The organism is Sphingomonas sp. S2-65 (genome assembly GCF_021513175.1).
Classification (GTDB): Bacteria; Pseudomonadota; Alphaproteobacteria; order Sphingomonadales; family Sphingomonadaceae; genus Sphingomonas.
Window position 1 is genome coordinate 87,245 of the sequence record NZ_CP090953.1, and the last position, 26,948, is coordinate 114,192.

Annotated in this window: 29 protein-coding genes and 1 pseudogene; 9 read left to right on the forward strand and 21 right to left on the reverse strand. The window is 66.7% G+C overall.

What is annotated here, in order from left to right:
* Positions 1-122: 122 nt before the first annotated feature.
* From LZ586_RS00465 to LZ586_RS00485, 5 genes are read right to left on the reverse strand one after another with little or no spacing between them, the layout of a single operon-like run.
* Complete coding sequence (locus LZ586_RS00465) at positions 123-1,205, reverse strand: glycosyltransferase (protein WP_235077761.1); 1,083 nt, start codon at positions 1,203-1,205, stop codon at positions 123-125.
* Positions 1,202-2,332, reverse strand: coding sequence for a glycosyltransferase (locus LZ586_RS00470; RefSeq protein ID WP_235077762.1), 1,131 nt, complete (start codon positions 2,330-2,332; stop codon positions 1,202-1,204). The genes LZ586_RS00465 and LZ586_RS00470 overlap by 4 nt, the downstream gene beginning before the upstream one ends.
* Positions 2,329-3,447, reverse strand: a complete 1,119-nt coding sequence (locus LZ586_RS00475; RefSeq protein WP_235077763.1) for a glycosyltransferase family 4 protein — start codon at positions 3,445-3,447, stop codon at positions 2,329-2,331. Before LZ586_RS00475 ends, LZ586_RS00470 begins: the two co-directional genes overlap by 4 nt.
* Positions 3,444-4,520: an SDR family NAD(P)-dependent oxidoreductase gene (locus LZ586_RS00480; protein WP_235077764.1), complete on the reverse strand. Its 1,077-nt coding sequence runs from the start codon at positions 4,518-4,520 to the stop codon at positions 3,444-3,446. The genes LZ586_RS00475 and LZ586_RS00480 overlap by 4 nt, the downstream gene beginning before the upstream one ends.
* Positions 4,517-5,635: an NAD-dependent epimerase/dehydratase family protein gene (locus LZ586_RS00485; protein WP_235077765.1), complete on the reverse strand. Its 1,119-nt coding sequence runs from the start codon at positions 5,633-5,635 to the stop codon at positions 4,517-4,519. Before LZ586_RS00485 ends, LZ586_RS00480 begins: the two co-directional genes overlap by 4 nt.
* A gap of 255 nt (positions 5,636-5,890) precedes the next feature.
* On the opposite strand from LZ586_RS00485, the gene LZ586_RS00490 reads away from it, so the two are divergent.
* The 3 genes from LZ586_RS00490 to LZ586_RS00500 are packed head-to-tail and all read left to right on the forward strand — an operon-like array spanning position 5,891 to position 8,312.
* A complete protein-coding gene (locus tag LZ586_RS00490; RefSeq protein WP_235077766.1) occupies positions 5,891-6,487 on the forward strand; it encodes a histidine phosphatase family protein in 597 nt (198 codons plus the stop codon).
* Positions 6,484-7,302, forward strand: a complete 819-nt coding sequence (locus LZ586_RS00495; protein ID WP_235077767.1) for a TIGR04290 family methyltransferase — start codon at positions 6,484-6,486, stop codon at positions 7,300-7,302. Before LZ586_RS00490 ends, LZ586_RS00495 begins: the two co-directional genes overlap by 4 nt.
* A complete protein-coding gene (locus tag LZ586_RS00500; RefSeq protein ID WP_235077768.1) occupies positions 7,299-8,312 on the forward strand; it encodes a glycosyl hydrolase in 1,014 nt (337 codons plus the stop codon). The genes LZ586_RS00495 and LZ586_RS00500 overlap by 4 nt, the downstream gene beginning before the upstream one ends.
* A gap of 164 nt (positions 8,313-8,476) precedes the next feature.
* Here the strand turns inward: LZ586_RS00500 and LZ586_RS00505 are convergent, their stop codons facing one another.
* Entirely contained in the window at positions 8,477-9,262 is a 786-nt protein-coding gene (locus LZ586_RS00505; protein ID WP_235077769.1) for an SDR family NAD(P)-dependent oxidoreductase, read from the reverse strand.
* Positions 9,263-9,359: 97 nt separating this feature from the next.
* Here LZ586_RS00505 and LZ586_RS00510 point away from each other — a divergent pair.
* Positions 9,360-10,254 (forward strand): annotated as a pseudogene (locus LZ586_RS00510) (LysR substrate-binding domain-containing protein).
* A 115-nt stretch (positions 10,255-10,369) separates the two neighbouring features.
* On the opposite strand, the gene LZ586_RS00515 reads toward LZ586_RS00510, so the two are convergent.
* The gene (locus LZ586_RS00515) at positions 10,370-10,639 is read right to left on the reverse strand and encodes an SWIB/MDM2 domain-containing protein (protein ID WP_235077770.1); all 270 of its coding nucleotides are present in this window, start codon (positions 10,637-10,639) and stop codon (positions 10,370-10,372) included.
* A gap of 31 nt (positions 10,640-10,670) precedes the next feature.
* Positions 10,671-11,078: a DUF2945 domain-containing protein gene (locus LZ586_RS18205; protein WP_319938027.1), complete on the reverse strand. Its 408-nt coding sequence runs from the start codon at positions 11,076-11,078 to the stop codon at positions 10,671-10,673.
* On the opposite strand from LZ586_RS18205, the gene LZ586_RS00525 reads away from it, so the two are divergent.
* Both LZ586_RS00525 and LZ586_RS00530 read left to right on the forward strand, forming a co-directional pair.
* The gene (locus LZ586_RS00525; RefSeq protein ID WP_235079858.1) at positions 10,993-11,961 is read left to right on the forward strand and encodes an MDR/zinc-dependent alcohol dehydrogenase-like family protein; all 969 of its coding nucleotides are present in this window, start codon (positions 10,993-10,995) and stop codon (positions 11,959-11,961) included. The two genes, LZ586_RS18205 and LZ586_RS00525, sit on opposite strands and share 86 nt — an antisense overlap.
* On the forward strand, positions 11,958-12,941 hold the full coding sequence (locus LZ586_RS00530) for a Gfo/Idh/MocA family protein (RefSeq protein WP_235077772.1): 984 nt from the start codon (positions 11,958-11,960) through the stop codon (positions 12,939-12,941). The genes LZ586_RS00525 and LZ586_RS00530 overlap by 4 nt, the downstream gene beginning before the upstream one ends.
* A 12-nt stretch (positions 12,942-12,953) precedes the next feature.
* On the opposite strand, the gene LZ586_RS00535 is transcribed toward LZ586_RS00530, so the two are convergent.
* Positions 12,954-13,358 carry a BLUF domain-containing protein gene (locus tag LZ586_RS00535; RefSeq protein WP_235077773.1) on the reverse strand — a complete coding sequence of 135 codons (405 nt, stop codon included), beginning with the start codon at positions 13,356-13,358 and terminating at the stop codon, positions 12,954-12,956.
* Between the two features lie 250 nt (positions 13,359-13,608).
* Here LZ586_RS00535 and leuA point away from each other — a divergent pair, with 250 nt between their 5' ends.
* The gene (leuA, locus tag LZ586_RS00540) at positions 13,609-15,267 is read left to right on the forward strand and encodes a 2-isopropylmalate synthase (protein WP_235077774.1); all 1,659 of its coding nucleotides are present in this window, start codon (positions 13,609-13,611) and stop codon (positions 15,265-15,267) included.
* Between the two features lie 208 nt (positions 15,268-15,475).
* Here leuA and LZ586_RS00545 read toward each other — a convergent pair whose 3' ends face one another.
* The 9 genes from LZ586_RS00545 to miaA form a co-directional block, all read right to left on the reverse strand.
* Positions 15,476-16,465, reverse strand: coding sequence for an SDR family oxidoreductase (locus LZ586_RS00545; protein ID WP_235077775.1), 990 nt, complete (start codon positions 16,463-16,465; stop codon positions 15,476-15,478).
* A 78-nt stretch (positions 16,466-16,543) separates the two neighbouring features.
* A complete protein-coding gene (locus LZ586_RS00550) occupies positions 16,544-16,894 on the reverse strand; it encodes a dihydroneopterin aldolase (RefSeq protein ID WP_235077776.1) in 351 nt (116 codons plus the stop codon).
* Complete coding sequence (locus LZ586_RS00555) at positions 16,887-17,651, reverse strand: SDR family oxidoreductase (RefSeq protein ID WP_235077777.1); 765 nt, start codon at positions 17,649-17,651, stop codon at positions 16,887-16,889. Before LZ586_RS00555 ends, LZ586_RS00550 begins: the two co-directional genes overlap by 8 nt.
* Positions 17,651-18,271 (reverse strand): GTP cyclohydrolase I FolE, encoded by a 621-nt coding sequence (folE, locus tag LZ586_RS00560; RefSeq protein WP_235077778.1) that lies wholly within the window; start codon positions 18,269-18,271, stop codon positions 17,651-17,653. The genes LZ586_RS00555 and folE overlap by 1 nt, the downstream gene beginning before the upstream one ends.
* Before the next feature lie 137 nt (positions 18,272-18,408).
* The gene (locus LZ586_RS00565) at positions 18,409-19,047 is read right to left on the reverse strand and encodes a YceI family protein (protein WP_235077779.1); all 639 of its coding nucleotides are present in this window, start codon (positions 19,045-19,047) and stop codon (positions 18,409-18,411) included.
* 170 nt (positions 19,048-19,217) lie between these two features.
* Positions 19,218-20,237: a ketol-acid reductoisomerase gene (gene ilvC, locus LZ586_RS00570; RefSeq protein WP_235077780.1), complete on the reverse strand. Its 1,020-nt coding sequence runs from the start codon at positions 20,235-20,237 to the stop codon at positions 19,218-19,220.
* A 35-nt stretch (positions 20,238-20,272) separates the two neighbouring features.
* Positions 20,273-20,788, reverse strand: coding sequence for an acetolactate synthase small subunit (gene ilvN / locus LZ586_RS00575; protein WP_235077781.1), 516 nt, complete (start codon positions 20,786-20,788; stop codon positions 20,273-20,275).
* Positions 20,789-20,792: 4 nt separating this feature from the next.
* Complete coding sequence (ilvB, locus tag LZ586_RS00580; protein WP_235077782.1) at positions 20,793-22,574, reverse strand: biosynthetic-type acetolactate synthase large subunit; 1,782 nt, start codon at positions 22,572-22,574, stop codon at positions 20,793-20,795.
* A gap of 56 nt (positions 22,575-22,630) precedes the next feature.
* On the reverse strand, positions 22,631-23,569 hold the full coding sequence (gene miaA, locus LZ586_RS00585) for a tRNA (adenosine(37)-N6)-dimethylallyltransferase MiaA (RefSeq protein ID WP_413777350.1): 939 nt from the start codon (positions 23,567-23,569) through the stop codon (positions 22,631-22,633).
* Between miaA and serB the strand changes: the two genes are divergently transcribed.
* Positions 23,568-24,443, forward strand: a complete 876-nt coding sequence (gene serB / locus LZ586_RS00590) for a phosphoserine phosphatase SerB (protein ID WP_235077784.1) — start codon at positions 23,568-23,570, stop codon at positions 24,441-24,443. The two genes, miaA and serB, sit on opposite strands and share 2 nt — an antisense overlap.
* A gap of 83 nt (positions 24,444-24,526) precedes the next feature.
* Here the strand turns inward: serB and LZ586_RS00595 are convergent, their stop codons facing one another.
* Positions 24,527-25,120: an FMN-dependent NADH-azoreductase gene (locus tag LZ586_RS00595; RefSeq protein WP_235077785.1), complete on the reverse strand. Its 594-nt coding sequence runs from the start codon at positions 25,118-25,120 to the stop codon at positions 24,527-24,529.
* An 89-nt stretch (positions 25,121-25,209) separates the two neighbouring features.
* Between LZ586_RS00595 and LZ586_RS00600 the strand changes: the two genes are divergently transcribed.
* A complete protein-coding gene (locus LZ586_RS00600) occupies positions 25,210-25,596 on the forward strand; it encodes a winged helix-turn-helix transcriptional regulator (RefSeq protein ID WP_235077786.1) in 387 nt (128 codons plus the stop codon).
* Between the two features lie 143 nt (positions 25,597-25,739).
* Here the strand turns inward: LZ586_RS00600 and LZ586_RS00605 are convergent, their stop codons facing one another.
* Entirely contained in the window at positions 25,740-26,009 is a 270-nt protein-coding gene (locus LZ586_RS00605; RefSeq protein WP_235077787.1) for a hypothetical protein, read from the reverse strand.
* 150 nt (positions 26,010-26,159) lie between these two features.
* Positions 26,160-26,939 (reverse strand): TSUP family transporter, encoded by a 780-nt coding sequence (locus tag LZ586_RS00610; protein WP_235077788.1) that lies wholly within the window; start codon positions 26,937-26,939, stop codon positions 26,160-26,162.
* Positions 26,940-26,948: the final 9 nt, after the last annotated feature.

Here is a 26,948-nt window from a genome sequence, read left to right on the forward strand (position 1 = left end):
AACCTGTTCCCTTTTCCCTTCACGGGAGAGGGTTAGGGAGAGGGGCCTGGAGGTAGCGCATGGCACTTGCCCCTCTCCCCGACCCTCTCCCCTGAAGGGGAGAGGGAGCCTTTTTGCCATCGTCATGCCGGCACGCTCATGCGCGCGCGCTGCTCGGTGAGGATCGCGTGGACCTGATGCCCGCGCAGTTCATAGGTGTGTTCGGCCAGCACGCGGGCGAGCGCCCCGTCACCGATCGCGCGGGCGCGCTCGGGCGTCAGCGCCTTGAGATGCTCGGCGACGTCCTGGCCGTCGCGCGCGACCAGCACTTCCTCGTCGGGCTTCAGGAACTGTTCGATCCCTTCCCACGCGTCGGTGATCAGGCAGGCGGCGGCGCCGGCAGCCTCGAACACCCGGGTCGCCGGCGAAAAGCCGATATTCGCCATCGAGTCTCGCGCTACGTTGAGCACCGCGTTCGGGGTGCAGTTGAAGGCGTTGTGATCGGCGGTGCCGACATGGCCGATCGCGCGGACATTGTCCGTCATCGCCTTATCGTGCCAGCCATTGCCACCCAGCATGAACTTGCGCTCGGGCAGCAGCGCGGCGGCGCGCAGGAAGAATTCCTCGATCCGCGCCTCTCGGTCGGGAAGGCGGTTGGCCAACAGTCCGAGATCGGCGGCGAAGCGGTCGTTGCGCGGCGCGGGGTGGTGGGTCTCGGGATCGAGCGCGTTGTAGACAGGGATGCAGCGCTTGGCGCCGAAGCCTTCATAGGCGTTGATGACGGGTGGGCCGCCGCCATAGGTCAGCACCATGTCGAGCTCGCGAAGCGCGGCATGGACCGGGTGGTCATCGGCTTGGCGCATCTCGTCCAGCGTCGCGGCGGCATCGACGTCCCAGAAGATGCGGATCGCGTTGCGGTGGCGCAGGATGCCCTGGATCAGCTCGGCGTCGAACACGCCGACGCCGCTGGCCTTCACCACCACGTCGGCGTCGCCGCCGGCATCGAGCACCCTGGCGAGCGCGTCGGTGGTCGCGGGATAGACGACGACCTTGGCATAGGAAGGCGGTTCGATGTCGCGGTGCTGCTGGCGGTCGAACGCGTCGGGTTCGTAGAAGGTGATATCGTGGCCGTGGCTCGCGAGCGCCTTGAGGATGCCGCGATAATAGGTGGCGGCGCCGTTCCAGTAGGAGGACAGGAGGCTGGAGCCGTAAAAGGCGATCTTCACGCGAGGATCCTCAAATGGCTTGGGGGAGTGGCGGCTTGCTGCGGGCGCAACGTGGCGACGATGTCGAGCAATTCGTCGACGCGGTGTGCGCAGGTGTGGCGATCCAGGATGGTTTCGAGGCCGCTGTTGACCAGATGCTCGCGCAGGCCCGCGTCGTTCTGGAGATCGCGCAGCTGGCGAGCCATCTCGGCGCCGTTGCGTGCGACCAGATAGTCCTGGCCGGGACGGAAAAGATGTTCGGCATCGTCCCAGGGCGCGGAGACGAGCGGGATGCCGCAGGCCAGCGCCTCGAACACGCGGATGGTGGGAATGCCCGGCAGGATCGTACTGTAGAAGCGGCGCGGCACATGCACGGTCGCTATATGGCGGGCGAAGATCTCTGGCGCGCGGGCGTTGGGCGCCCAGCCATGATAGCGCACGCCGTAGCGGGCGAGCATGGCCTTCGCCTCATCGGGATAGCGCACGCCATAGATGTCCAGCGGCAGCGCGGTTTCCTGGGCGGGGCGGAACAGGAAGTCCTCCAGTTCGGCGGTGCGCTCGCCATCGCCCCAATTGCCGATCCACACCAGCCCCTGGCGGTCCTGCTCCTGCGCGGGCGGATGGAAGTGACGGGTGTCGGCGGCCTCGTGCCAGGTCCAGACGCGATCCTGCCAGCCCCAGCCGCGATAAACCTCGGACAGCGTCTCGCCGAACGCGAGCACGCCGTCATAATCCTCAAGGTCATAGGCCTGCATCGACGCGGGCTCGCTGACCGCGCGGTGGTGGGTGTCGTGGAAGAGCAGAGTGAACGGCGCACCGCCCCGGCGGATGGCGCCGAGTTTGGCGACTAGATGATGGTCGTTCCATTCGTGCACGATCACCAGATCGGCGCCGTCGACGAGCCGGTCGAGCTGGGCGAGCGGGGTGTAGGTGCGCGAGCTGAGCTCGGGATAGGCCTGGCGATAGGCGTCGAGCCCGGCCTCGCCATGGTCGGCGACCAGGTTCTGGAGGCTCCAGGCGCCTTCGGGCTCCCACACCGCCACTTCATGACCGCGCGCGATCAGCTCGCGCAGCACCCCGCGCAGGAAATGGGCGTTGCCATGATTCCAGCAGCTGGACAGCGAATGCGTGAAATAGACGATCTTCATGCGGCTCGTTTCGCAGGCGCCTTGGCGGCTAGGTCGGTGAACAGGGTGGCCATCGCCGCGGCCTTGGCCTCGGGCGTGTAGCGGGCGGCGCGGCTACGTGCGGCGCTGCCGAGGCGGTGGCGCAGCGCAGGGTCAGCGAGGATCGTCTCGACCCCGGCGGCATAGCCCGCCGCGTCGTCAGGTGCGACGAACAGCGCGGCGTCGTCCCAAAGCTCGCGGAAGGTGTCGATGTCCGACAGCACGAGCGGGCAGCCGGCATGCGCGGCCTCGAGCACGGCGAGGCCGAAGGGCTCGAAGCCGGCGGCGGAGACGAACACCGGGCGCGCGGCGAGGCGAAGCGCCAGTGCCGCGCTCGACAGATGCCCGAGAGCGTGAAGATGTTCGAGCGCGATGGTCTCGCCATGCGGTCCGCGCACTGCGCCGGCGGCGTGAAACGACACCGATAGCGCGGCGGCGGCGCGGTCGAGGGTGCGAATGCCTTTGACCCGGTCCCACAGCCGGCCGGCGGTGAGGGCGAAGTCCTCTTGCGGCATTGCCGGCCCGGGCGCGGGCAGGAGCGGGGGCCGGCCATTGTGGATCGCGCGGGGTGTCTCCGCCAGGGCATAGTGCCGCGCGACCGTGGCGGCATAGGCCGCGCTGGGGGCGACGACCAGGTCGGCGGCGTGCAGCCCCTCATCCATCAGCAGGCGGTGCCAGCGATATTGCGGGGCGAGATCGCCCCCGAACGCCGCGCTCCACCAGGTGGCGACGCAGCCATGCGTCACCGCCAGCACCGGCACGTCGAACTTCGCGCGGGCGCCCAGCGTCGGCATATTGAGCTGGACGATGTCGGCACCGAGCTTGCCGGCAAGCGCGGCGATCGCCTCGCCCGCGGCGAGCACCGGCTCGGGCGCGTCGCACAGCCAGTCGAGCGGAAGGCGCGTGTCCACCAGGGTCAGGCGCTTGACTCGCTTCGCCTCGGCGCGCTGCGCGGGGCTGGGCGAGGGGCCGAGCACGGCGAGCGTCGTCTGCACGCCGTGCGGGCCGAGCGCGGCGGCCAGGTCGAGGGCGTATTGCCACACCCCGCCGACCGCGTCCGCCGTCATCAGGAGCTTGAGGGGCGCTGCCCCGCTCATGCAGTCAGGCGTTCCGGCTCTTGCGCGGGGGTCAGGGTAAAGCCGCGTTCCTCGGCCAGCCACTGCGCCAGTGCTGCCACGCCGTCGCGCCACGGCACCTTGGGGCTGAGGTCGAACGCGGCTTCGGCGGCGCGGGTGTCGGCCACGAAGTAGCGCTGGTCGCCTGCGCGCCAGTCCGAATAGTCGATCTCGACCGGGCGGCCGATCAGGTCGCCGATATGGGCGAGGAGCTGGCGCAGGCTGACGGCGTTCTGCGGCCCGCCGCCCAGGTTGAAGGCGCGGCCGGAAACCTGCTCGATCCGCTGCCAGGCATGGACATAGGCTTCCACTGCATTGGACACGTCGAGGATGTCGCGGACCTGGTGGCCGTCGCCGTACAGCGTGATCGGCTTGCCTTCGAGCGCGCGGATCAGGAAATGCGCGACCCAGCCCTGATCCTCGGTGCCCATCTGGCGATGGCCGTAGATGCAGCTCATCCGAATGACGGCGGTGGGGATGCCGAAGCTGCGTGCATAATCGAGGACATATTGGTCGGCGGCGCCCTTCGAGCATCCATAAGGCGTGTGGAAGTCGAGGGGGCGGTCTTCGCCGATGCCATGGTCGCGGATGCGCGGATCGGTGGGCACATAGGCCTCGTCCTCCAGCGCGAAGTCGAGGTCGATCAGGTCGCCGTACACCTTGTTGGTCGAGGCGAAGATGACGGGCGTCCTGGTCTCGCGCAGCGCGTCGAGGACGTTGAGCGTGCCGCGGATGTTGATCTCGAAATCGTCGCGCGGATCGACCATGCTGGTCGTCACCGCCACCTGTGCGGCGAGGTGGAACACCGCCTTGGCGCGGCACGCGGCCTGGGCGACCGCCGCCTCGTCGCGGATGTCGCCGATTATGGCTTCGATCCGGTTGTGGTGGCGCTGTTGGAGCCAGCGCAGGTTGTTCTCGACACCGGGGCGGCTGAGCGCGTCATAGACGATGACGGAGTGGCCTTCGCCTGCCAGCCGGTCGGCCAGGTTCGAGCCGATGAACCCCGCGCCGCCCGTGATCAGGATCGGGCGGTCGTCCTGCACGGCGCTGCTCACGCGACCAGGCCCCGCTTTTCGAGCTCGGCGCGCGCCTGGGCGACATTGTCGACGGCCGTCTGCTCGGCGACCCAGCCGGCGAGTTCGGCCAGCCCTTCGACGAAGTCGGTGCGTGCCTGGAAGCCGAACTTTTCGGCGGCCAGGCTTGTGTCGCAGAAGCAGTGGCGGATGTCGCCGGTGCGCGACTTGCCGACGATCTCGGGCTCGATGTCGTTCTTGCCCATCGCCTGGGCGAGCGCCTGCGCGACTTGCGTGACCGAACGGTCGTTGCCCGAGCCGACGTTGAAGGTCTCGCCGACGACGTCGGGGTGGACGAGGGCATCGGCAAAGGCGCGGGCGACGTCGGTCACATGGACAAAGTCGCGGCGCTGCTCGCCATCCTCGAAGATCATCGGCTGTTGGCCGTTGAGCAGGCGCGAGGCGAAGATCGCCAGCACGCCGGTATAGGGGTTGGAGAGCGCCTGGCCGGGACCATAGACGTTGAACAGGCGCAGGCACACGCTTTCGATGCCGTAGGGGCGGCCCATGATGTGGGTGGTGCGTTCCTGGACGTACTTGTTGAGCGCGTAGATCGACGACAGGCTCGGGCGCTTCCATTCGGGCGTGGCGACCGGAGTCAGCGGGCGGCCCTGCGCGTCGGTGGGTTCCCAGTTGGCCTGGCCGTCCTTGACGACGCCGCGCTCGGCATTCTCGACCAGCTTGCCGTCGGCGTCGCGGTACAGGCCCTCGCCATAGATCGACATCGAGGAGGCGGTGACCACGCGGCGCACGGGATTGTCGATCAGCCGCTCGAACAGCACTGCGGTGCCGACGTCGTTGGCGCTGGTGTAGCGCTCGACTTCGTACATCGACTGGCCGACGCCGACTTCGGCTGCCAGGTTGATGACGCTGTCGGTACCCTTGAGCGCCGCTGCCACCTTTTCGCCGTCGCGGATGTCGGCATGGATGAACTCGACGTCGCCGGCGATGTCGGCGGGCAGCGCCGCGTCAGCGCCGTGGACCTGCTCGATCAGGCTGTCGAGCACGCGGACCTTGTTGCCGCGGCTGAGGAGTTCCCGGGAGACGAAGCGGCCGATAAAGCCCGCGCCGCCGGTGATCAGGATGGTCTCGGACAACTATACCCCCATTCAGTCTTGACGCGCCCGGCGATCACGCCCGCGACGCGGGATTGCCAGCAATTCAATTTAGGTTACAAAGCGCTAGCGAGCTTACTTTATCGTTTCGCCCGCGCGATCCTCAATGCTTCTTCTTCTTCTTTGTTCCACGCCCATCGTTCCGATAACGGAACCGTCGGCGAGGCGGTAGGTTTGTAGAAGCTGACCGGAGCGCATCGCGCGTTCCCACGACGAGACCGGGAGCCTCTGCGCGCAGTGACGGCGACGATATTTCTCATCCGGCACGCGTCGCACGCGCATTTGGGGAAGATCCTGTCGGGGCGGCTCGGCGGGATCGGGCTTACGTCGTCGGGCATAAGCGAAGCCGAGCGACTGGCCGATCACCTGCGGCTTCATGATCTGGCGGCGATCCAATCGAGCCCGGTGCAGCGCGCGCGCGAAACGGCCGCTGCCATCGCGGCGGGCAGGGGGCTGGACGTCGACGTCGCCGAAGCTTTGGACGAGATCGATTTCGGCGACTGGACCGGCAGCGCGTTCGAGGCGTTGGTCGGCGATCCCGAGTGGGACCGTTGGAACGACAGCCGCGCCACCGCCGCGCCCCCATGCGGCGAAAGCATGGCGGCGGCGCAGGCGCGCGTGGTGGCGCATCTACGGGCGCTTGCCGGCAACCATCCCAGCGAAAGCGTGGCGGTGGTGACGCATTGCGACATCATCCGCGCGGCGCTTGCGCATGTGCTCGGGCTTTCGCTCGACGACTTCCACCGCTTCGACGTGGACCCCGCCTCGGTCAGCCGTATCGCAATGGGCGATTGGGGAGCGCGGGTTTTGAGCATCAACGAGGTTTGCCGATGAACGACATGGCTCCGATCCACCCCGCGGAAGACCGCGCCGCCGAGCTGCGTGCGCAGGTCGAGGCGCTGGGCCCCTGGTTCCACAATATCGACCTGGGCCACGGCGTCACCACGGCCCCCGACCATTTCCTGGGTGACTATCCGCGCTTCAAGTTCGCGCGCTTCGCCGACGCGATCCCCGCCGACCTGACCGGCAAGACCGTGCTCGACATCGGCTGCAACGCGGGCTTCTATTCGATGGAGATGAAGCGGCGCGGCGCGGCCCGGGTGGTCGCGATCGACAGCGACGACCATTACCTGGCCCAGGCCAGCTTCGTCGCGCAGACCCTGGGTTTCGAGGACATCGAATTCCGCAAGCTCGACGTCTATGATGTCGGCGCGCTGGGCGAGACGTTCGACCTGGTGATCTTCATGGGCGTGCTTTACCATCTGCGGCATCCGCTCTTGGCGCTCGACCTGATCCGCGAGCATGTCGCCGGCGACATGATGCTGTTCCAGACCATGCAGCAGGGCTCGAAGGACGTGCTGGAGGTTCCCGAGGACCATCCCTTCCACGTTCCCGGCACCAACAACCCGCCCGATTATTTCGATGATCCGGCCTATCCGAAGATGCATTTCATCGAGCGCAAGTTCGCGAACGACTGGACCAATTGGTGGGCGCCCAACAAGGCGGCAAGCGGGGCGATGCTGCGCGCCTCGGGCTTTACCATCGAGGCGCAGCCCGAACACGAAGTCTATCTTTGCCGTGTCGCACCCGTTCCTTATGGGGACTGGGCCGGCGGCATGGCCGTCTATCCGGCAAGGGGGAATACATGATCGAAGCCGCGATGATCTGGAACGAGCCCAACAACAAATCGCATTGGGACCCCCAGATCGACCCGGACTGGCGTATGTTCGCCGAGCATGTGACGCTCGCCGGCAACGCCATCCAGGCGATGAACCCGGCCGTTACCCGCGTGCTGGGCGGCATGTCGCCGATCGACCCGCACTGGCTGCGCAAGATCGAGGCGCATGGCGCATTGGACGCCGTCGACGCGGTTGCCGTGCACGGCTTCCCGCTCGACTGGAATCTGTGGCCGCTTTCCGCCTGGCCGGAGAAGATCGCCGAGATCAAGGCGGTCACCGATAAGCCGGTGTGGGTCACCGAAGTCGGTGTGAGTTCGTTCGGCGCCGAGGAAGTCCAGGCCTTTGGCCTGGAGCGTACCGCCGAGCTGCTGAAGGGCGTCGCGCCGCGCGCCTTCTGGTACTCGCTCTACGATCTGCCGATGAGCTGGGGTGCGGAGACCCGCCACCGCGAGGCGGAAGGATCGTCCTATTACCGTCACTTCTATCTGGGCCTGATCCGCGAGGACGGGACCCCCAAGCCGGCGCTCGACGTCTATTCGCGCTATGCCGCCGATCTCGGCCTGATGCAGTGGTTCCATTTCGAGGACCCGCGGCTGGACGACGCCGTCGCGTGGATGAAGCGGCTCGGCACCAAGCGACTGCGCACCGGGCTGAGCTGGGCCGACAGCTTCCGCCCGAATGCAATCGACTGGTTCGACCGCATGATGGGCGCGCTGGAGGAGTTCGAGGTTACCGTCACCTTCTGCTTCACGCCAGCCCATCTGGGCGTCGCGCCGCACCACACCAGCCCCGCACGCGATCCCCAGGCCTTCGCCGATTTCTGTGCTTGGATGATCGACCGCTACGCTCCCGGCCAGGCGGAGCGGCCGGCGGTCGAGGCGCCGGCTCTGCCGGACGGCGTGGAGGTTCAGGCGGCAGAGCTGGCGACGCTGAACTTCAATCGCGACGAACGCCTGGCAGGGGAGCGCAGCGCCGCCTGAGCCGGCGGCCGCCGTTCGACCGTCGGATTCCCCGGCGGAGGCCGGGTCCAGCCGCGAAGGGGCGTGACGACAGCCCCTGCTTCATAGCGCAGCCTAACTGGACCCCGGCCTCCGCCGGAGAGCAGTATATAGCAGGGATCCACCTTCCACCGGTGAGCCGCCGCTTAAGCGATCGTCGGCACGATCCCGCCCTCGGCGCGGATCGACGCTCCGTTGGTCACTGCGGCCAGCGGGCTTGCCAGGAACACCACCGTCGCGGCGATTTCCTCCGCTTCTATCAGCCGGCGGATCAGCGACAGCGGGCCTAGCTTGGTGAAGAACGCCTCCTCGCGCTCGGCCTCCGGTGCATTCTTGTTGTCGACCACAGAGCGGATGAACTCGACGATCCCCTCCGACCGCGTCGGGCCGGGCAGGACCGAGTTCACCGTCACCCCGGTGCCGCGGGTCTGTTCGGCCAGGCCGCGGGCGATCGCGAGCTGGGCGGTTTTGGTCATGCCGTAATGGATCATCTCGCCAGGGATCACGAGCGCGCTCTCGCTGGCGATAAAGATCACGCGGCCCCAGTTCTTTTCCAGTATGCGCGGGAAATAATGGCGGGCCAGCCGCGCGCCGCTCACCACGTTCACTTCAAAGAACCGGTGCCAGTCCGCGTCGGTGATGTCTGCGAAAGCCTTGGCTTCGTAGATGCCCAGATTGTTGACCAGGATGTCGGCATCGGGCGCCGCAGCGATCAACGCCTCGGCACCCTCGGCGGTCGCCGGGTCGGCCAGCACTGCGCGAACCTTGCCCGCCGCCCCGACCTGCGCGGCGGCAGCGTCGAGCTTGGCCTGGTTGCGGCCACAGATCACGACCTCCACGCCCTCGGCAGCCAGCCGTTCGGCAATTGCCAAGCCAATGCCTGCGGTAGAACCGGTAACGACGGCGGTGCGGCCTTGCAGCTGAAGATCCATGATATGCTCCGTTGATGATGCTGCCTTAAGCTAGGCGCCTGCTCTGCTCGTGATTAGACGAGCATGATGCACCTCAGAAGTGCGTGGGAGTCATCAATTGGACAATCGCATCGGTGAGATGGAAGCGTTTCTGGCGGTGGCGCGCGAAGGGAGCTTCGCGGCCGCGGCGAAGGCGTTGCGGCTAACCCCCTCGGCAGTGAGCCGCAGTATCGCGCGGCTGGAGACCCGGCTGGGGCTGGTGCTGATCCGCCGCACCACCCGTGCGTTGGCCCCGACGCCGGAAGGGGAGGCATATCGCGATCAAGTGGCGGGCCTGCTCGCCGAACTCGATGCGGTGGAGCGCAACCTGTCGCGTGGGCAGGCGGGGCCGAGCGGGCGACTGCGGATCAATGCGTCGGTTCCGTTCGGGCTGCACTGCCTGGTGCCCATCCTGCCGCGCTTCCAGGAAGAATATCCGGCCATTACTTTAGACCTGACGCTGTCGGATGCCGTGGTGGACCTGGTCGAGGAACGCGCTGACCTGGCCATTCGGGTGGGGCCGCTACGCGACAGCCGACTTCGCGCCAAGAAGTTGGGCCGCAGCGAAATGGCAGTGGTCGCAAGCCCGGACTATTTGGCGCGCCACGGCACGCCGCAGCACCCGAGCGATCTCGACGCGCATCGCTGCCTCCATTTCAGCTTCCGCCGCTCGGTCGACCGCTGGCCGTTCACCGTGGAGGGACGGGGGATGCAGCGGCCGGTCAGCGGGCTGTTCTTCGGGAATTCCGGCGAGGTCGTGCGCCAGATGGCGGCTGCGGGTGGCGGGATCGCCCGGCTGGGGCGGTTCCACATCGCGGCGGACCTGAAGAAGGACGCCTTGTGGAGGTATTGCGTGGTTCAACCCGGGCGATGGCGAGTATATTCATGCGGTTTATGTCGGCCAGGAGCGGCTGGCGGTTCGGATTCGCGCCTTTCTGGACTTTCTGAACGAGCATCTGGCACTGCCGGGCTGACTGAGTCGCTGGCCGGACGCGGCTGTCGCCTCCGAACGCAAACGGGGCGAGCCTTTCTTGAAAGGCTCGCCCCGCGAAATCGCAACCGGTGCCGGCGTGATGCCGGCCGCTCGGGTTACTTGACGTGCTTGGAGATGTGCTTGTTCATCTCGAACATCGTGACCTTCTTGGAATCGAAGATCTTCTCCAGCTTGTCGTCCGCCAGAATTTCCCGCTTGTTTTCAGGGTTCTGGAGGTTGTGCTTCTTGATGTATTCCCACATCTTGCTGACGATCTCGCTGCGCGGCAGATCGGCCTTGCCGACGATCGCGGCCAGTTCGGGCGAGGGGGTCACGGGCTTCGCAATACCGCCCTTGGCGCCGCCAGCTGCTTTAGTCTCGGCCATGTGTCTCTTCTCCTGTTCCGCCCGTTACGGGCTATTCCTTGGTCAATGCCCCCGGCTTGTGAGCCGCTTTTCCGCCGTTATCGCTCTTCACGATGAACTGCGGGTCCTCCTTTGAAGCACGGACCTGATGCCCTTTGATCTTGGTATCGCTCGTCTGTCTAGTCACGACTTCGCCGTGGGCGGTGCCGCCGTGCGATTTCCAGCTTACATGATCGCCCTTTTTGAGGTCATCGGCCATCGGACATCTCCTGCTAACGGGGATTAAGCGCGCATCCGCGAAATATGTTTCGCCGACGGAACGCGTGACCGCATTCACCGTTCGGCTCACCGAAAGGGGTTCTTCTTTGAACAAGATGCTTGCGGCCGTGGTAACCGGCCCCCGTGCGTTCGCCGTGCACAGCGTGGAACGGCCGGAGCCCGGAGCGGGCGAAGTCCGCATCCGGCTGGAAGGGTGTGGGGTTTGTGCCTCGAACATCACGCCGTGGGAAGGGCCCGAGTGGATGCAGTTCCCGACCGATCCCGGCGGCATGGGGCATGAAGGCTGGGGCGTGATCGACGCGGTGGGGCAGGGCGTCGAGGCGCTGGCGGCCGGCGACCGGGTGGCGGCGCTGTCGTTCAAGAGCTTCGCCGAATACGACCTTGCCCAGGCGAGCGCAGTGGTGAAGCTGCCCGACAGCCTGGATGATCAGCCTTTTCCCGGCGAGCCGCTGGGCTGTGCGTTCAACATCTTCCGGCGCAGCGACATCCGAGCCGGGCAGACCGTGGCGATCATCGGCATCGGCTTCCTGGGCGCTGTGCTCACGCGGCTGGCCAAGGACGCCGGGGCGCGGGTGGTCGGGATCTCGCGGCGGCAAAGCTCGCTGGACCTCGCCCGCAGCTATGGCGCCGACGAGGGGATCGTGATGGACGATCATTGGCGCATCCTCGAGGATGTCCGCGCGCTGACCGGCGGCAAGGGCTGCGAACGCGTGATCGAGGCGGTGGGCAAGCAATGGCCGCTCGACCTGGCCAGCGAGCTGGTGTGCGAAGGCGGCAAGCTGATCGTCGCGGGCTACCACCAGGACGGGCCGCGCCAAGTGAACATGCAGATGTGGAACTGGAAAGGGATCGACGTGATCAACGCGCATGAGCGCGATCCCGAGGTCCAGATGCAGGGGCTGCGGGAGGCCGTGGAGGCCGTCGCTAGCGGCCGACTCGACCCTCGAGCGCTCTACACCCATCGCTACGGGCTGGACCGGCTGGACGATGCGCTCAACGACACGCGCGACAAGCCCGATGGCTTCGTGAAGGCGCTGGTGACCTTCGAGGCGGCGGACGCATGAGCACGCCGAGGGTGGGCTTCCTGGGCACCGGCTGGATCGGCCGGCACCGGATGGAAGCGATCGTCGAGACCGGTGCAGTCGAGGTCGCCGGGATCGCCGACCCCTCTGCCGACATGGTGGCAGAGGCGCGCAAGCTGGCACCGGACGCGCCGGTGGTGGAGGGGCTCAACGGCCTGCTCGCGCTTGGCCTGGACGGGCTGGTGATCGCAACGCCCAGCGCGCTCCACGCCGAACAGTCGATCGCGGCGCTGAACGCCGGGGTCGCGGTATTCTGTCAGAAGCCGCTGGGGCGCACCGCCGAGGAGGCGCGCGCGGTGGTGGCGGCGGCACGGGCTGCTGACCGGCTGTTGTCGGTGGACTTCTCGTACCGGTTTCAGGATGGCACGCGGCGAGTCGCCGAGCTTGCCCGGGACGGGGCGCTCGGGCGCGTGTTCGCCGCCGATCTGGTGTTCCACAACGCGTACGGCCCGGACAAGCCCTGGTTCTATGACCCCAAATTTGCCGGGGGTGGCTGTGTCATGGACCTGGGCGTGCACCTGGTCGACCTGGCGCTGTGGGTGCTCGGCTTTCCCGAAGTCACCGACGTGCGCTCGCAATTGTTCGCCGGGGGCGAGCCGCTGACCGGCAGCGACCGCGTCGAGGATTTTGCGGTGGCGCAGCTCAAGCTAGCGGGCGGCACATCGGTGCGGCTGGCCTGTTCCTGGCGGCTCCATGCCGGGCAGGAGGCGGTGATCGCCGCCGACTTCTACGGCACCGATGGCGGCGCGTCGCAGCGCAATGTCGGGGGTTCGTTCTACGATTTCGAGAGCCGGCATCTCACGGGCACGTCGCACGCGGTGATGACGCAGCCGCCCGAAGCGTGGGGCGGGCGCGCCGCAGCCGACTGGGCGCGGCGGCTGGCGGCTGGCGAGCGGTTCGACGCGGATGCCGAGGGGCTGGTCCGCGTGGCCGAGGTGATCGACAGGATCTACGGACGGTGAGCGGGGGATAGCTCAGGCGGCGCGGCGGACCTGAGCGAAGCTTTCAAAGGTCGCGCGGACGTTGGGCGAGGCATTCGCCGACAGATCGCTGACGCGGCCGATGAACTCGTCCGCATCGGTGCTCGGCGTCTTGTGCGCCATGGCCCATTCGCCGAATTCGCGAGCCTGGATTTCGCGTTCCGACAGCATCACGATGGCGCGGTGGCGCGGATCGGCCTTGATGCGGGCATATGCGGCCTCGACCTTGTCCGTTGGCCCTTCGAGCGCCTGCAGGAAGCGCGTGCCGTCCGAGTAGAGCAGTCCCGTGATTTCGTCGCGCTGGTTGTTGACCCGCGATTTCGCAAGGATCGTGTCCGGATCGATACCCTCAGCGCCTGGCCGAACGCTGCTGACGTAGATGAGCTGAAGCATGGTCATGGGTCCCTCTCGCGTTTCCCTCGCGCTTTTCGGTACTTAGGGGGAAAGTATGAGCAAATTCTTGCGGCGGTGGACAAAGCGGACATGCTCGGCCACAAAGTGACGGTGACCACCGCGCGCCTTCTTCGACTTATCCGCCCTTAGGGGCCGAACCGCCGCGCGCGCACGCCTCTAAGGGTTTAGCGACTTTCCGGCATCCCTGCGCCTGCGCTACTGCGCGGCCGCGATCTCCTTGCAGAGGCCCGTTCCCATGTTGCGTGATCCCAGCGTCAAATACCGCCCGTTCCCCCAGGTCGACTTGCCCGACCGGCAGTGGCCGAGCCGCACCATCACCACGCCGCCGCGCTGGCTTTCGACCGACATGCGCGACGGCAATCAGGCGCTGATCGATCCGATGGACAGCGAGAAGAAGACACGCTTCTTCGAGCTGCTGTGCAAGGTTGGACTGAAGGAGATCGAGGTCGGCTTTCCGAGCGCCGGCGCGACCGAGTTCGACTTCATCTCGGGGCTGGTGCAGCAAGCCAAGATCCCGGACGATGTGTTCGTGCAGGTGCTCACCCAGTCCCGGCGCGACCTGATCGAGACGACCTTCCAGAGCGTGCGGGGCGCGAAGCAGGCGATCGTCCATCTCTACAACGCGGTCTCGCCCGCGTGGCGCGAAGTAGTGTTCCGGATGACCCGCGACGAGGTGCGCGAGATCGCCGTCGCCGGCGCCAAGGTGCTGCGCGACGAGGCTGCCAAGCAGCCCGACACCGAGTGGCATTTCGAATACAGCCCGGAAACCTTCTCGACGGCCGAACTCGACTTTTCGGTCGAGGTTTGCGAGGCGGTGATGGAGATACTGCGCCCCACGCCCGAGCGGCCGCTGATCCTCAACCTGCCCGCCACGGTCGAAGCGGCTACGCCGAACATCTATGCCGACCAGATCGAGTGGTTCTGCCGCAACGTGCCGAACCGCGACAGCGTGGTGATCAGCCTGCACACGCACAACGACCGCGGCACCGGCGTCGCGGCGGCGGAACTGGGGCTGATGGCCGGGGCCGACCGTGTCGAGGGCTGCCTGCTGGGCAATGGCGAGCGTACCGGCAATTGCGACCTCGTGACCGTCGCGCTCAACCTGTACACCCAAGGGGTGCATCCCGGGCTCGACCTGTCGAACATCGACGAGATCGTGAACACGGTGAACTATTGCACGAACATCCCCGTCCATCCGCGCACGCCCTATGCCGGCGACCTGGTGTTCACGGCGTTTTCCGGCAGCCATCAGGACGCGATCAAGAAGGGGTTCGCGGCACAGGAAGCGCGCAACGATCAGTTGTGGAACGTGCCCTATCTGCCGATCGACCCGCGCGACCTGGGCCGCGATTACGAGGCGGTGATCCGCGTGAATTCGCAATCGGGCAAAGGCGGGGTCGCCTGGGTGCTCGAGCAGGATCGCGGGTTGAAGCTGCCCAAGCGCATGCAGGCCGACTTCTCGCGCCACGTGCAGGCCCTGGCGGACGAGACTAGCCGCGAGCTCAATGCCGCCGACATTTCGGGGCTGTTCGAGAGGGTGTACCTGCCGGGAGCAAGCGACCGGTTTGCGCTGGTGGACTATGCCGAGAGCGGCGCTGCGGGGGCGCGGACCTTTGCCGGGACGCTGTCGGTGGACGGCGTGCAGCGCTCGGTAAGCGGGCGAGGCAACGGGCTGATTTCGTCGGTAATCGACGCATTGCGCGAGACGTGCGGGGTCGTGCTCGATGTTGTGGACTATAATGAGCACGCGATCGGCCATGGCTCGGACGCACAGGCGGCGGCGTATCTGGAGTGTCGGACTGTCGACGGCGCGACGGTGTTCGGGGCGGGGATCGATGCCGATGTCGCAACGGCTTCGGTGCGTGCGGTGTTGAGCGCGGCGAACCGGGTCTGAGAGGGGCGGTCGGAGCCGTCCTCACGGCAGGTTGGAAGCCTGTTCGCGAACATAAGCGGTCACCCCGGCCTTGTGCCGGGGGCCACGTTGCCGCGCTGGCTGTTGCCTGATCTCTGGTCCGGCGTGTGCCGCCCGGTGGACCCCGGCACAAGGCCGGGGTGACGGTTAGGGGGTCGACTGTAGCGGGCGTTCGCTGGCCAGCATGGGCTCAGGGGTTTCCCTTGCCGCCGTTGGCTCCGATCGAGCCGCCGGTGGTGAAACTGGATTCGTCCGAGGCGAGCAGGACATAGTGGCCGGCGAGTTCCACCGGCTGGCCGGCGCGGCCGAGTGGTGTGTCCTTGCCGAACTCGCCCAGTTGGCCGGGTAGCTGGCCGCCAGCGACCTGGAGCGGGGTCCAGAAGGGACCGGGCGCGACCATGTTGACGCGGATGCCTTTCTTGGCGAGCTGCTTGGCTAGGCCCTTGGTGAAGATCAGGATCGCGCCCTTGGTCGAGGCGTAATCGAGCAGCTCTTCGCCCGGATCATAGCTGTTCACCGAGCCGGTGTTGATGATTACCGCGCCGGGCCGCAGGTGCGGGATCGCCGCCTTGCTGAGGCGGAAGGTGGCGAAGATGTTGGTCTCGAACGTGCGGACCATCTGCTCGTCGCTGATTTCGGAGATGTCGGCCTTGCTCTGCTGATAGGCGGCGTTGTTCACCAGGATGTCGAGCCCGCCCAGGCCGTCCACCGCACGCGCGACGATCTTCTCGCAATTGGCGCGGGTGCGGATGTCCATCGGGATCGCCACGGCCTTGCGCCCGGCACGCTGGATCAGGTCGACAACTTCGCGGGCGTCGGGTTCCTCAGTGGGATAATAGTTGATCGCGACGTCGGCGCCTTCCCGGGCATAAGCGATCGCGGCGGCGCGGCCGATGCCGCTGTCGCCGCCGGTGATCAGCGCCTTGCGTCCGGTCAGGCGGCCCGAGCCGCGGTAGCTGGTTTCGCCGCAATCCGGGCGCGGAGTCATCTTGCCCTGGAGCCCCGGCCATTCCTGCCGCTGCTCGGGGAATGGACCCTTGGTGAACCTGGTTTGCGGGTCGCGGAGCGGCGCCGCTGCGGCTGCGCCCGCCTGCGCCAATGAAGGGGCCGCGGCGGTTGCCGCCAGACCTGCTGCCGCACTGCCCAGCACGCCGCGCCGCGTCGTTCCCTGTTCCGCCATGATGATCTCCTGGAAGTCCCTGCCTTGGACCAACCACGAACGGCGGACGCAGTCGGAAAGTTGCGCAGGTCCAGAAGTTTAGCGGGTGCGCACGATCTCACAGCCGATGCGGGCATCGGGATAGATGTCGAGCTTTACTGAACGGACTTCGACGCGTTGCACCCGCGAATCGCGCAGGGCGAGGGCCGCGATGGCGTCGCAAAACACCTCCTGCAGCTCGAAATGCCGCGAGGCGGCGAGTGCGAGGATGCCGGTCCGCAGGAAGTCGTAATCGACCACAGCATCGATGCGATCTTCGGGCGCTGCTGGATAGCGGCACTCCATTGCCACGGTGATCTGGACGCGCTGGGCGGCTGCGCGCTCGGCAGCGTGGATGCCGAGGCCCATTGCGACTTCGAGACCGTCTAGCAGGATGCGGTACTCAGCCATCGGAGTGCTCCCGAGAAGAGAACATCACGTCGCCGTCGCGCGGCAGGAAGCGCTGGCCACAATCGACGAACAGGTTTTGGCCGGTGATCGAGCGGCTGGTGAGAAGATGCTCAACCGCCGCGGCGACGTCATCGAGCGCGACCGGCTGTTGCAGGAGGTTCTGACGGGCGTGCTCGGCGAATTCCTCAGGCGTCTGGTCGAGGCTGGGCAGCGTGAGGCCAGGCGAGACGGCGTTCACGCGGATGCGCGGCGCGAGCGCGCGGGCGAGCAGTTCGGTCGCGGTGGCGAGTGCGGCCTTGCTGAGGGTGTAGGTGAGGAAGTCCGGATTGAGGTTGGCGAGCTTCTGGTCGAGCAGGTTCACGACCGCCCCGCGCTCGAGATCATCCTGCGCCGCGAGTGCGGAGGCGAGCGCGACGGGGGCGCCGCAGTTGATGCGCATATGCTGGTCGAGCAGCGTGAAGTCAGTCAGCGGCACCGCGTCGAAGGTAAATTGCGAAGCGTTGTTGACTAGGCCTTCGATCGGGCCGCCCAGGCCCTCGCGCGCTGCCTCGATCAACGTCGCGGCGGTAGCGGCGTCGGCTAACTCGCCCGAGACGATGCAGGCAGTTCCGCTGGCCGCTATGATGGCGGCGCGCAGTGCCTCCGCGTCCTCAGGCGCGTGATGGTGGTGGATCGCCACGGCATGGCCGCGCAGGGCGAGGCGGCGGGCGATGGCCGCGCCGATCCGCTTCGCGCCGCCGGTGACGAGGACCCGCATCAATAGCCCATCAATTTGAGCACTTCCTGGCGACTCCGCTCATCCTCGCGGAACACGCCCATCATCCGGCTGGTGACCATGCCGACACCAGGGGTACGCACGCCCCGCGCGGTCATGCAGCCATGCTGCGCCTCGATCACCACCGCGACGCCCTGGGGCTGGAGCCGCTCCCAGATGCAATCGGCAACCTGGGCGGTGAGGCGCTCCTGAACCTGCAGCCGCCGTGCGAAGCCGTGGAGCACGCGCGCGAGCTTGGAAATGCCGACGACGCGGTCCTTGGGCAGATAGGCGATCGACGCCTTGCCGGTGATCGGCGCCATGTGATGCTCGCAATGCGACTGGAACGGGATGCCGGTAAGGAGGACGATGTCGTCATAGCCGCCGACTTCCTCGAACACGCGCTCGAGATGGTGAGCGGGGTCCTCGCCATAGCCGGCGCAATATTCCTTCCACGCGCGTGCGACCCGCAGCGGCGTGTCGCGCAGGCCCTCACGCTCGGGATCGTCGCCGGCCCAGCGGAGCAGTGTGCGGATCGCGTCGGAAACCTCGTCGGGCACCGGGATCTTGGGCAACGGCGCGACGATGTCGCCATCCTCGGGATCCGCGTTGAAGTTCGTCATCTGTCTTCCTCGTGCGTCGCCATTCTCGCCGGCGTCGAAGGCGCCAGCGTTAGTTTGCCCGCCAGCAAAAGCAAAGGCGCGGCCCGCCGAGGATCGGCAGGCCGCGCCAGAGAACCCTGCATGCAGGGGCGTTGCGATCAGTTCTTGTTGAACGCCGCGACGATCTTGAGCTTCACTTCGTCCGAGACGACAGGGGTGCCGTAGGCGACGCCGAAGTCGCTGCGCTTGATCGAGCCCCGGGCTTCGAAGCCGACCGCTTCCTTGCCGCCCATCTGCTCGGGCGCCTTGCCGGCGCCGTAGAAGGAGGCGTCGAGGGTTACCGGCTTGGTTACGCCGTTGAGCGTGAGGTTGCCGGTGACCTTGGCGGTCTGGCCGGTGGCGACCACGCGGGTAGAGACGAACCGCGCATCGGCGGGGTTGGCGCCGAAGAAGTCAGGCTTGCCGCCACCCTGGGGTGCGCGCAGCATGTGGGCGGTGAGGCCAGCGTTGGCGGTGGTGAGCTTCGATACCGGGATCGTGACGTCGACCTTCGCGGCCGAGAGGTTCTTCGGGTCGAGCGTCAGCGTGCCCGAGACATCGCCGAAGATGCCGAAATAAGGCGTGAAGCCGAGATGGTCGACCGTCCACTCGACCAGTGTGTGACCCGGGTCTGCGGTGTAGCTGCCTGCAGTGACGAGTGCGGGGTTCTTGGAGCCCGGCACCTGCATCGCCTGCTGAGCGATGAGCGGAGTGGCAATAGCGAGCGTGGCGGCGAGTGCGATGAAGCGGGCGCGCATGGAAGCCTCCTGTTTGGGAGACGGGAATTTCCGTTGATTCGTTGCGCAGGTCAAACGGCAAGTTGGAAACCGACCGTTTCTGGAGGCAAACCGCAAGCTTGACGACCCACTTCCGTCACCCCGGCTCAAGGCCGGGGGGACGGGAGAGTGAGGGCCCTATGCCGAGCAGATCAGTTCTTGTCCTTGTCGACCAGCTTGTTGGCGCCGATCCAGGGCATCATCGCGCGCAGTTCGGCTCCGACCTGTTCGATCGGGTGGCGCTTGGCGGCGATGCGGCTGGCCTTGAGCTCGGGCTGGCCGGCGCGGTTGTCGAGGACGAAATCCTTGACGAAGCGGCCCGACTGGATGTCGGCGAGGACGCGCTTCATCTCTTTCTTGGTCTCTTCGGTGATGATGCGCGGGCCGGTCTTGATGTCACCATATTCGGCGGTGTTCGAGATCGAATAGCGCATGTTGGCGATGCCGCCCTCATACATCAGGTCGACGATGAGCTTGAGCTCGTGCAGGCACTCGAAATAGGCCATTTCGGGGGCGTAGCCAGCCTCGACCAGCGTCTCGAAGCCGGCCTGGACCAGCGCCGTCGCTCCGCCGCACAGCACGGCCTGCTCGCCGAACAGGTCCGTCTCGCATTCCTCGCGGAAATTGGTCTCGATGATCCCCGAACGGCCACCGCCGACGCCGCTGGCATAAGCGAGCGCGACGTCATGGGCGTTGCCGCTGGCGTCCTGGTGGATCGCGATCAGGCAGGGGACGCCTCCGCCGCGCACATATTCGCTGCGCACCGTGTGACCCGGGCCCTTGGGTGCGATCATGATCACGTCGATGTCCTTGGGCGGCTCGATCAGACCGAAATGGACGTTGAGGCCATGGGCGAAGGCCAGTGCGGCACCCGGCTTGAGATTGCCCTTGAGATCGGCCTCGTAGATCGCGGCCTGATGCTCGTCGGGGGCGAGGATCATCAGGATGTCGGCCCAGCTGGCGGCTTCCTGGTTGCTCATCACCTGGAATCCGGCGTCCTGCGCTTTCTTGGCGGAGGGCGAGCCGGGGCGCAGCGCGATCGCGACGTTCTGGACGCCGCTGTCGCGCAGGTTCTGAGCGTGGGCGTGGCCTTGCGAGCCATAGCCGAGGATGGCGATGTTCTTGGACGAGATCAGGTTCAGATCGGCGTCGCGATCATAATAGACACGCATGGTGGTTCAGTCCCTCTTCGGGTGATGTGGAAAGGTTAGGCGGGCTCGGCGCCGCGCGAGATCGCGACGATGCCGGTGCGGGCGACTTCGACTAGGCCGACCTCGCGCATCAGCTCGACGAACTTGTCGATCTTGTCCGAACCGCCCGTGACTTCGAACACGAAGCTTGCGATCGTCGCGTCGACCACGCGGGCGCGGTAGACCTCGGCCAGGCGGAGCGCCTCGATCCGATGGTCGCCGGTGCCGGCGACCTTTACCAAAGCCAGCTCGCGCTCGACATGCGGGCCGAGTGCGGTGAGGTCGGTGACCTTGTGCACCGGCACCAGCCGCTCGAGTTGGGCGATGATCTGTTCCATCACATGTGCGGAAGCAGAGGTGACGATGGTGATGCGCGACACCGCCTCGTCCTCGGTGATGTCGGTCACCGTGAGGCTTTCGATGTTGTAGCCGCGCGCGGTGAAGAGGCCGGCGATCCGGGCGAGGATGCCAGGTTCGTTGTCGACGATCACGGCGAGCGTGTGGCGCTCGCGCTGTTCTTCCTTGATGTGCATGCCCTTAGACCAGTGCCTTGGCTTCGTCGTCCATCTCGCCGGAGACTTCATTTGCCTGGAGAATCATGTCGGTATGGGCGGCTCCGGAGGGGATCATCGGGAAGCAGTTTGCGAGTTTGGCGACGCGGCAATCGACTAGGACTGGACCATTATAAGCGAGCATCTCGTTGACGCCGGAGGCGAGGTCGGAGAGGCGCTCAATCTTGATCCCCTTCCAGCCATAAGCCTCTGCAAGCATTACGAAATCTGGAAGTGCATCGCTGTAGCTCTGCGAATAGCGCGACTGGTAGGTCAGTTCCTGCCACTGACGCACCATTCCCATGTACTCATTGTTTAATATGAAGATTTTGACCGGCAGCCGGTATTGCGCCGCCGTCGCCAGCTCCTGAATATTCATCTGAATCGACGCTTCGCCGGCGATATCGATCACCAAAGCGTCCGGATTGCCGAGCTGCGCACCGATCGCGGCGGGCAAACCATAGCCCATCGTGCCCAGCCCGCCGCTGGTCAGCCACTTGTTCGGCTCCTCGAACCCGAAATGCTGGGCGGCCCACATCTGGTGCTGGCCGACCTCGGTGGTGATGATCGGCTGACGGTGCCGGGTCGCCTCGTACAGCGCCCGCACGGCGCGCTGGGGCATGATGACCTCGCCCCGATCCTCGAAGCCGAGACAGTCGGCCGCGCGCCACCCCTCGATCCGCCGCCACCATTCGGACAAATCGGGCTTGGGGTGTTCGCGCTGCTTCCACACCGCGACCATCTCGCGCAGCGCCGCGCCGACATCGGCGATGATGGGCAGATCGACGCGGACATTCTTGTTCACGCTCGACCGGTCGATATCGATATGGACCTTGCGCGCATGCGGCGCGAAGGCGTCGAGCCGGCCGGTGACGCGGTCGTCGAAGCGCGAGCCGAAGGCGATGATGAGATCGGCCTTGTTCATCGCCCAATTGGCTTCGTAGGTGCCGTGCATGCCGAGCATGCCGAGCCATTGCGGCGACGAGGCCGGCAGCGCGCCCAGGCCCATCAGCGTGGAGGTGACCGGCGCGCCGGTGAGCGCGGCCAGCTCGCGCAGCAGGCGCGACGCCTCCGGCCCCGAATTGATGATGCCGCCGCCGGTGTAGAACACCGGGCGCTCGGCCGCGGCCAGCATGTCGACCGCTTCCTGGATCAGCGCGGCATCGGGCTCGGTCTGCGGGCGATAGGTCTTGTGCTGGATCGGACCCGCCGGAGTGTACTCCGCGGTCGCGACCTGAACATCCTTGGGGATGTCGATCACGACCGGGCCAGGACGGCCGGCGGTGGCGATGTAGAATGCCTCGCGCACCGTGTCGGCGAGCTTGGCGGGATCCTTCACCAGATAGTTATGCTTGGAACAGTGGCGGGTGATGCCGACCGTGTCCGCTTCCTGGAAGGCGTCGGTGCCGATCAGCGCGGTGGGCACCTGACCGGTGATGACGACCATCGGGATCGAATCGAGCAGCGCGTCGGTGATGCCGGTGACCGCGTTGGTCGCGCCGGGACCCGACGTGACGAGCACCACGCCGGGCTTGCCGGTCGAGCGGGCATAGCCCTCCGCAGCATGGGTCGCCGCCTGTTCGTGACGGACGAGGATGTGGCGGATGCCGTTCGGGTTTTCGGCCTGCTTGAACAGCGCGTCGTAGATCGGAAGCACCGCGCCGCCCGGATAGCCGAACACGACCTCCACACCGAGGTCGGTCAGTGCCTGGATCAGGATGTCGGCGCCGCTCTTCTCGGCCACTGGTTGTTCCTTCCGAATTCGCATGCGCAGCATGGCTGCGGGAGCGGCCTGCTACCGGTACAAAAACTACGCGTCAAGCCCTATGAAAGCAACTTAGTTTCAAATGTGGCCATCAGCTTGTTTGTTTCTGTCTCGTTTTCGCGTCGCCAATCCGGCGGCGGCTGGCGGCGGAACCAGGTATATTGCCGCTTGGCATATTGGCGGCTGGCAAGCGCGCCCTGCGCCACAGCCTGGTCGGCGTCGATCTCGCCGGCAAGTAATGCCCGCATTTCGGGCACGCCGATCGCGCGCAATATCGGAGCGTCGTGCGGGACATCGGTGCGCGCGAGCAGCGCGGCGGCTTCCTCGCGGCCCTGATCGACCATGAGGCGGAAGCGGTAATCGATACGCGCACCGAGCCAATCGCGATCGGGAAGCAGGACCAGCGGGGCGAGGCGGATCTCACCGGCGATGCCGCCGACCCGATCGGATTGCCAGGCGGCGAGGGGCTTGCCGGTCGCGCGCACCACTTCGAGCGCGCGGGCGACGCGCAGGGTGTCCGCTGGATTGAGCCGCGCGGCGGCTTCGGGATCGAGCGCGGCAAGCGCGACATGCGCCTGCGCCACCGGGAGCGCGCGGATTTCGGCACGGATCGCGGGGTCGATCTCCGGCACCGGCGCGATGCCGTCGAGCAGGGTGCGCAGATACATGCCGGTGCCGCCGACCAGGATGGGGAGACGGCCCTGCTGGTGCGCTTCGGCGATGGCGGCGCGCGCCTCGACCGCCCAGCGCGCGGCGGAATAGGGCTCGGCACCGTCGACGTGACCGAACAGGCGGTGCGGTACGGAGGCTTCCTCCGCTTCGCTGGGGCGGGCGGTGAGGATGCGCAGATCGGCATAGACCTGCATCGAATCGGCGTTGATGACCGTGCCGCGATATTTCCGCGCCAGCGCCAGCGCGAGTGCGGACTTGCCGCTCGCGGTCGGCCCTGCGATGAGCGCGACCATTGGGCGCTCAGGGCTATCGGCAGGGGAAGTCATGTTCATCGCGACGCTTATAGCAGAGGGGTTGACCGCTGGGCAGCTTGGCGAGGCAGCCGACCGGCTGGCGGGCGTGGATTGTGCGCCGGGCGCCTGGCACTGGATCGACGAGGGACGCGCGGCCGACCTGCTGTTCATGTCGCATCCGCAGGCGGCGCGCGCAGCGCTGGAAGGGGCGTTTCCGGCCACCGACGTGATCGTCCAGCCCCAGGCGGGCCGTGCGAAGATGCTGCTGGTGGCGGACATGGATTCCACCATGATCACGGTGGAGTGCATCGACGAGCTGGCCGATTATGCCGGCATCAAGGCGCAAGTCGCCGAAGTAACCGAGCGGGCGATGCGTGGCGAGCTGGACTTCGCCGCGGCGCTGGACGCGCGCGTGGCGCTGCTCGAGGGGCTGGAGGAAGGTGCGATCGACCGCTGCCTGGACGAACGGGTGCGGTTGTCGCCGGGCGCGAGCACGCTGGTGAAGACGATGCGCGCGCACGGTGCGATGACTATTCTCGTGTCGGGCGGGTTCACCCGCTTCGCCGAGCCGGTGGGCGAGCGGCTGGGGTTCGAGCGCGTGATCGCCAACGTCCTGGAGATCGCCGGGGGCGTGCTGACCGGTACGGTGACCAAGCCGATCGTCGACAGCACGACCAAGGAGACGACGCTGCTGGGTGCGCTGGCGGAACGCGGGCTGGCGCCGGAAGCCTCGCTGGCAGTGGGGGACGGCGCCAACGACCTGGCGATGATCCGCCGCGCGGGGCTGGGGGTGGCATACCGCGCCAAGCCGATCGTCGCGGCGGCCGCGGGCGTGCGGCTGGACCATGCGCCGCTGGATGCGCTGCTATGGGCACAAGGCGTGCCGATGCGCGACTGGGTGCGCTAAAGGCGGAGCAGAGTCGCCGCGGTGCTCGGTGGCGAGGCACCGCGGAAACACCGCTCCGCGCAGACGGTGTCAGGCCGGGTCGGTCAAGCGGTCAGCTCGGCACGGGTGTCGTCAACCGGTGACAGCTGACGGACCTCGGCCAGCGCTGCGTCGATCGCTGCACGCCGCGCGTCTTCGCCGCGTCCCAGTCCCTCGGCGATGATGAAGTGGAGGTCGGTGACGCCGATAAAGGTGAAGGCCGACCGCAGCAGCGTCTCGGCATGCTCGAAGGCGGCATAGGGCGCGCCGTCATGATAGACATTGCCGCGCGCCAGGGCGACGATCACGCGCTTGCCGGCGACGAGGCCGACCGGACCGGTCTCGCCATAAGCGAAGGTCTTGCCCCGCACGGCGATGCGATCGATCCACGCCTTGAGCTGGCTGGGGATCGAGAAATTGTAGAAGCCCGCGCCGATCACGACGACATCGGCGTCGAGGAGCTGTTGAACGTCCGCGCCGGTATCGAGCGTCATGAAGGTGTCGAGCGTCAAATGGGCGAGCGGTTCGGCCACCAGGTCGCGATAGACGACGCCGATGCCCGGATCGGTTTCGCGCAACCGTTCGATCACAGCGGCGGAGATCGCGCGGCTGGCCGATCCAGCCCCCATGATGCTGGAGTCGATATGCAGGACGTTCATTGGTGATCTCCGGTCTGGATTTGTGACCAGGGTCAGCTATGTGACCAGTACCGCGCCGCCAAGAACGCATATTTCTAGGACCAGGTCACATGGATAGGGCTGCCCCCGTCTGCACGAGCGACCACTGCCGCAAGCTGAGCGGAGTGTTGAACATCGTCGGCGACAAGTGGACGGTGATGGTGGTGCGGGCGCTGATCGAGCATCCGCGGCGCTTCAACGACATCAAGCGCACGATCGGCGGGATCTCGCAGCAGATGCTGACGCGCACGCTCAAGGCGCTGGAACGCGACGGCATGGTGCGCCGCACCGTGCATCCGACAGTGCCGCCGCAAGTCGAATATGCGCTGACCGTGCTGGGGCACTCGCTCGCGCTACCGCTTCGCGAGCTGGGAGCCTGGGCGGGGGAGCATATCGAGGAAATCGAGCGCAACCGGCTGCACTATGACGTGAGCAGGGGCGTCGACGTCGGCCGCTGACCGGGGGAACCCGACCGGCCCACGCTGGGAACGGGAGCGGATAGGAAAAGGGGCCGAAGAAAAAGGGGCGCCCGCTTTCGCGGACGCCCCTTCCGGTCGATCTGACTAGGTGCGAACAGGTTTCCCCGTTCGTCGGCCAGGTATCAGATGCCGTTCGACAGGTTGGTGTCGGCGTCATGGGTGCGCATGTCGTCCGCCTTGTTCTCGCCGTCGGCGCGCACTGCGTCGGCCTGGTTCTCGAGGCTGGCCTCGGCACCGGTCGTCGTGACGTTGTCGGCGGCGTCTTCGAGATTGTCCGCTACTGCTTCAGCGTTCGCTTCGATGTTGTCGGCAGCCTGCTCGCGCGCGCTGTTGTTGCAAGCCGAGAGCGACAGTGCGCCGATGACGACTGCAGCGGCAAAAATCTTCTTCATAATGCGTCACCCTTTTGCGTGATTGATAGCCGGTATGTCCGTAAAGTTAGTGGACGATCGAATCAACCTTGTTTCAGAGGCGTAACACCAGAGCGGTTTTTGCATCGCCGCTGCCGGGGTTGCGGGGCTGGGGATGCCCGGAACGGGCGGTCAGTAGCCCAGCCAGAGCCGCAGCGGATTGGCCGGGTTGGCGAGCAGCTTGGCGGTGAGCGCCAGCGACATGACCACCAGCAGCGGGCGGACGCCGCGGCCGCCAAAGCGCATCGCGGAGTGCGCGCCGAGCTGATTGCCGGCGACCGAGGCGGCCGCCATGGCGAGGCCGAGGACCCACAGCACCTTTCCCGAGACGATCAGCACGAGCAGGCCGGCGATGTTGCTGGCGAAGTTGAGGAACTTGGCATGGGCGATGGCGCGGACGAGCCCCAGGCCGGCGAGCGCGACCAGGCTGGTGGTGAAGAACGAGCCGGTGCCCGGGCCGAAGAAGCCGTCGTAGAAGCCGATCGCGGCGAGCAGGAGGAGCAGCGCGGCAGGGCCGAGGCGGGCATGGCGGTCCTCCTCCCCCATGCGCGGAGCGAGCAGGAAATAGACCGCCATCGCGACCAGCAGCAGCGGCATCAGCGCGGAAAGGAAGGACGAGTCGATCGACTGGAGCGCATAGGCGCCGAGCGCGGAGCCGATGAAGACGCACAGGGCGGGCAGGCCGAAGCGGCGAAAGTCGATATGCCCCTTGCGCGCGAAGGCGAGAAAGGCGCCGCCGGTGCCGCAGCTGCTCTGGAGCTTGTTGGTGGCGATTGCCGAGACCGGCGGGATGCCGGCGGCGAGCAGCGCGGGGAGCGTCAGCAGCCCACCGCCGCCGGCCAGCGCGTCGATGAAGCCGGCGAGGAAGGCGATGGCGGCCAGGCCGGCGACGAGCTCGAACGGGAGGTGCATGGCGCCTCC

Bases quoted from the DNA above. Each gene is read 5' to 3' on its own strand.
- LZ586_RS00470 (WP_235077762.1), bottom strand. From the start codon at position 2,332: ATGAAGATCGTCTATTTCACGCATTCGCTGTCCAGCTGCTGGAATCAT.
- LZ586_RS00475 (WP_235077763.1), bottom strand. From the start codon at position 3,447: ATGAGCGGGGCAGCGCCCCTCAAGCTCCTGATGACGGCGGACGCGGTC.
- LZ586_RS00495 (WP_235077767.1), top strand. From the start codon at position 6,484: ATGAACGACATGGCTCCGATCCACCCCGCGGAAGACCGCGCCGCCGAG.
- LZ586_RS00500 (WP_235077768.1), top strand. From the start codon at position 7,299: ATGATCGAAGCCGCGATGATCTGGAACGAGCCCAACAACAAATCGCAT.
- LZ586_RS00505 (WP_235077769.1), bottom strand. From the start codon at position 9,262: ATGGATCTTCAGCTGCAAGGCCGCACCGCCGTCGTTACCGGTTCTACC.
- LZ586_RS00515 (WP_235077770.1), bottom strand. From the start codon at position 10,639: ATGGCCGAGACTAAAGCAGCTGGCGGCGCCAAGGGCGGTATTGCGAAG.
- LZ586_RS00525 (WP_235079858.1), top strand. From the start codon at position 10,993: ATGCTTGCGGCCGTGGTAACCGGCCCCCGTGCGTTCGCCGTGCACAGC.
- LZ586_RS18205 (WP_319938027.1), bottom strand. From the start codon at position 11,078: ATGCGGACTTCGCCCGCTCCGGGCTCCGGCCGTTCCACGCTGTGCACG.
- LZ586_RS00530 (WP_235077772.1), top strand. From the start codon at position 11,958: ATGAGCACGCCGAGGGTGGGCTTCCTGGGCACCGGCTGGATCGGCCGG.
- LZ586_RS00535 (WP_235077773.1), bottom strand. From the start codon at position 13,358: ATGACCATGCTTCAGCTCATCTACGTCAGCAGCGTTCGGCCAGGCGCT.
- leuA (WP_235077774.1), top strand. From the start codon at position 13,609: ATGTTGCGTGATCCCAGCGTCAAATACCGCCCGTTCCCCCAGGTCGAC.
- LZ586_RS00545 (WP_235077775.1), bottom strand. From the start codon at position 16,465: ATGGCGGAACAGGGAACGACGCGGCGCGGCGTGCTGGGCAGTGCGGCA.
- LZ586_RS00550 (WP_235077776.1), bottom strand. From the start codon at position 16,894: ATGGCTGAGTACCGCATCCTGCTAGACGGTCTCGAAGTCGCAATGGGC.
- LZ586_RS00555 (WP_235077777.1), bottom strand. From the start codon at position 17,651: ATGCGGGTCCTCGTCACCGGCGGCGCGAAGCGGATCGGCGCGGCCATC.
- folE (WP_235077778.1), bottom strand. From the start codon at position 18,271: ATGACGAACTTCAACGCGGATCCCGAGGATGGCGACATCGTCGCGCCG.
- LZ586_RS00565 (WP_235077779.1), bottom strand. From the start codon at position 19,047: ATGCGCGCCCGCTTCATCGCACTCGCCGCCACGCTCGCTATTGCCACT.
- ilvC (WP_235077780.1), bottom strand. From the start codon at position 20,237: ATGCGTGTCTATTATGATCGCGACGCCGATCTGAACCTGATCTCGTCC.
- ilvN (WP_235077781.1), bottom strand. From the start codon at position 20,788: ATGCACATCAAGGAAGAACAGCGCGAGCGCCACACGCTCGCCGTGATC.
- ilvB (WP_235077782.1), bottom strand. From the start codon at position 22,574: ATGCGAATTCGGAAGGAACAACCAGTGGCCGAGAAGAGCGGCGCCGAC.
- serB (WP_235077784.1), top strand. From the start codon at position 23,568: ATGTTCATCGCGACGCTTATAGCAGAGGGGTTGACCGCTGGGCAGCTT.
- miaA (WP_413777350.1), bottom strand. From the start codon at position 23,569: ATGACTTCCCCTGCCGATAGCCCTGAGCGCCCAATGGTCGCGCTCATC.
- LZ586_RS00595 (WP_235077785.1), bottom strand. From the start codon at position 25,120: ATGAACGTCCTGCATATCGACTCCAGCATCATGGGGGCTGGATCGGCC.
- LZ586_RS00600 (WP_235077786.1), top strand. From the start codon at position 25,210: ATGGATAGGGCTGCCCCCGTCTGCACGAGCGACCACTGCCGCAAGCTG.
- LZ586_RS00605 (WP_235077787.1), bottom strand. From the start codon at position 26,009: ATGAAGAAGATTTTTGCCGCTGCAGTCGTCATCGGCGCACTGTCGCTC.
- LZ586_RS00610 (WP_235077788.1), bottom strand. From the start codon at position 26,939: ATGCACCTCCCGTTCGAGCTCGTCGCCGGCCTGGCCGCCATCGCCTTC.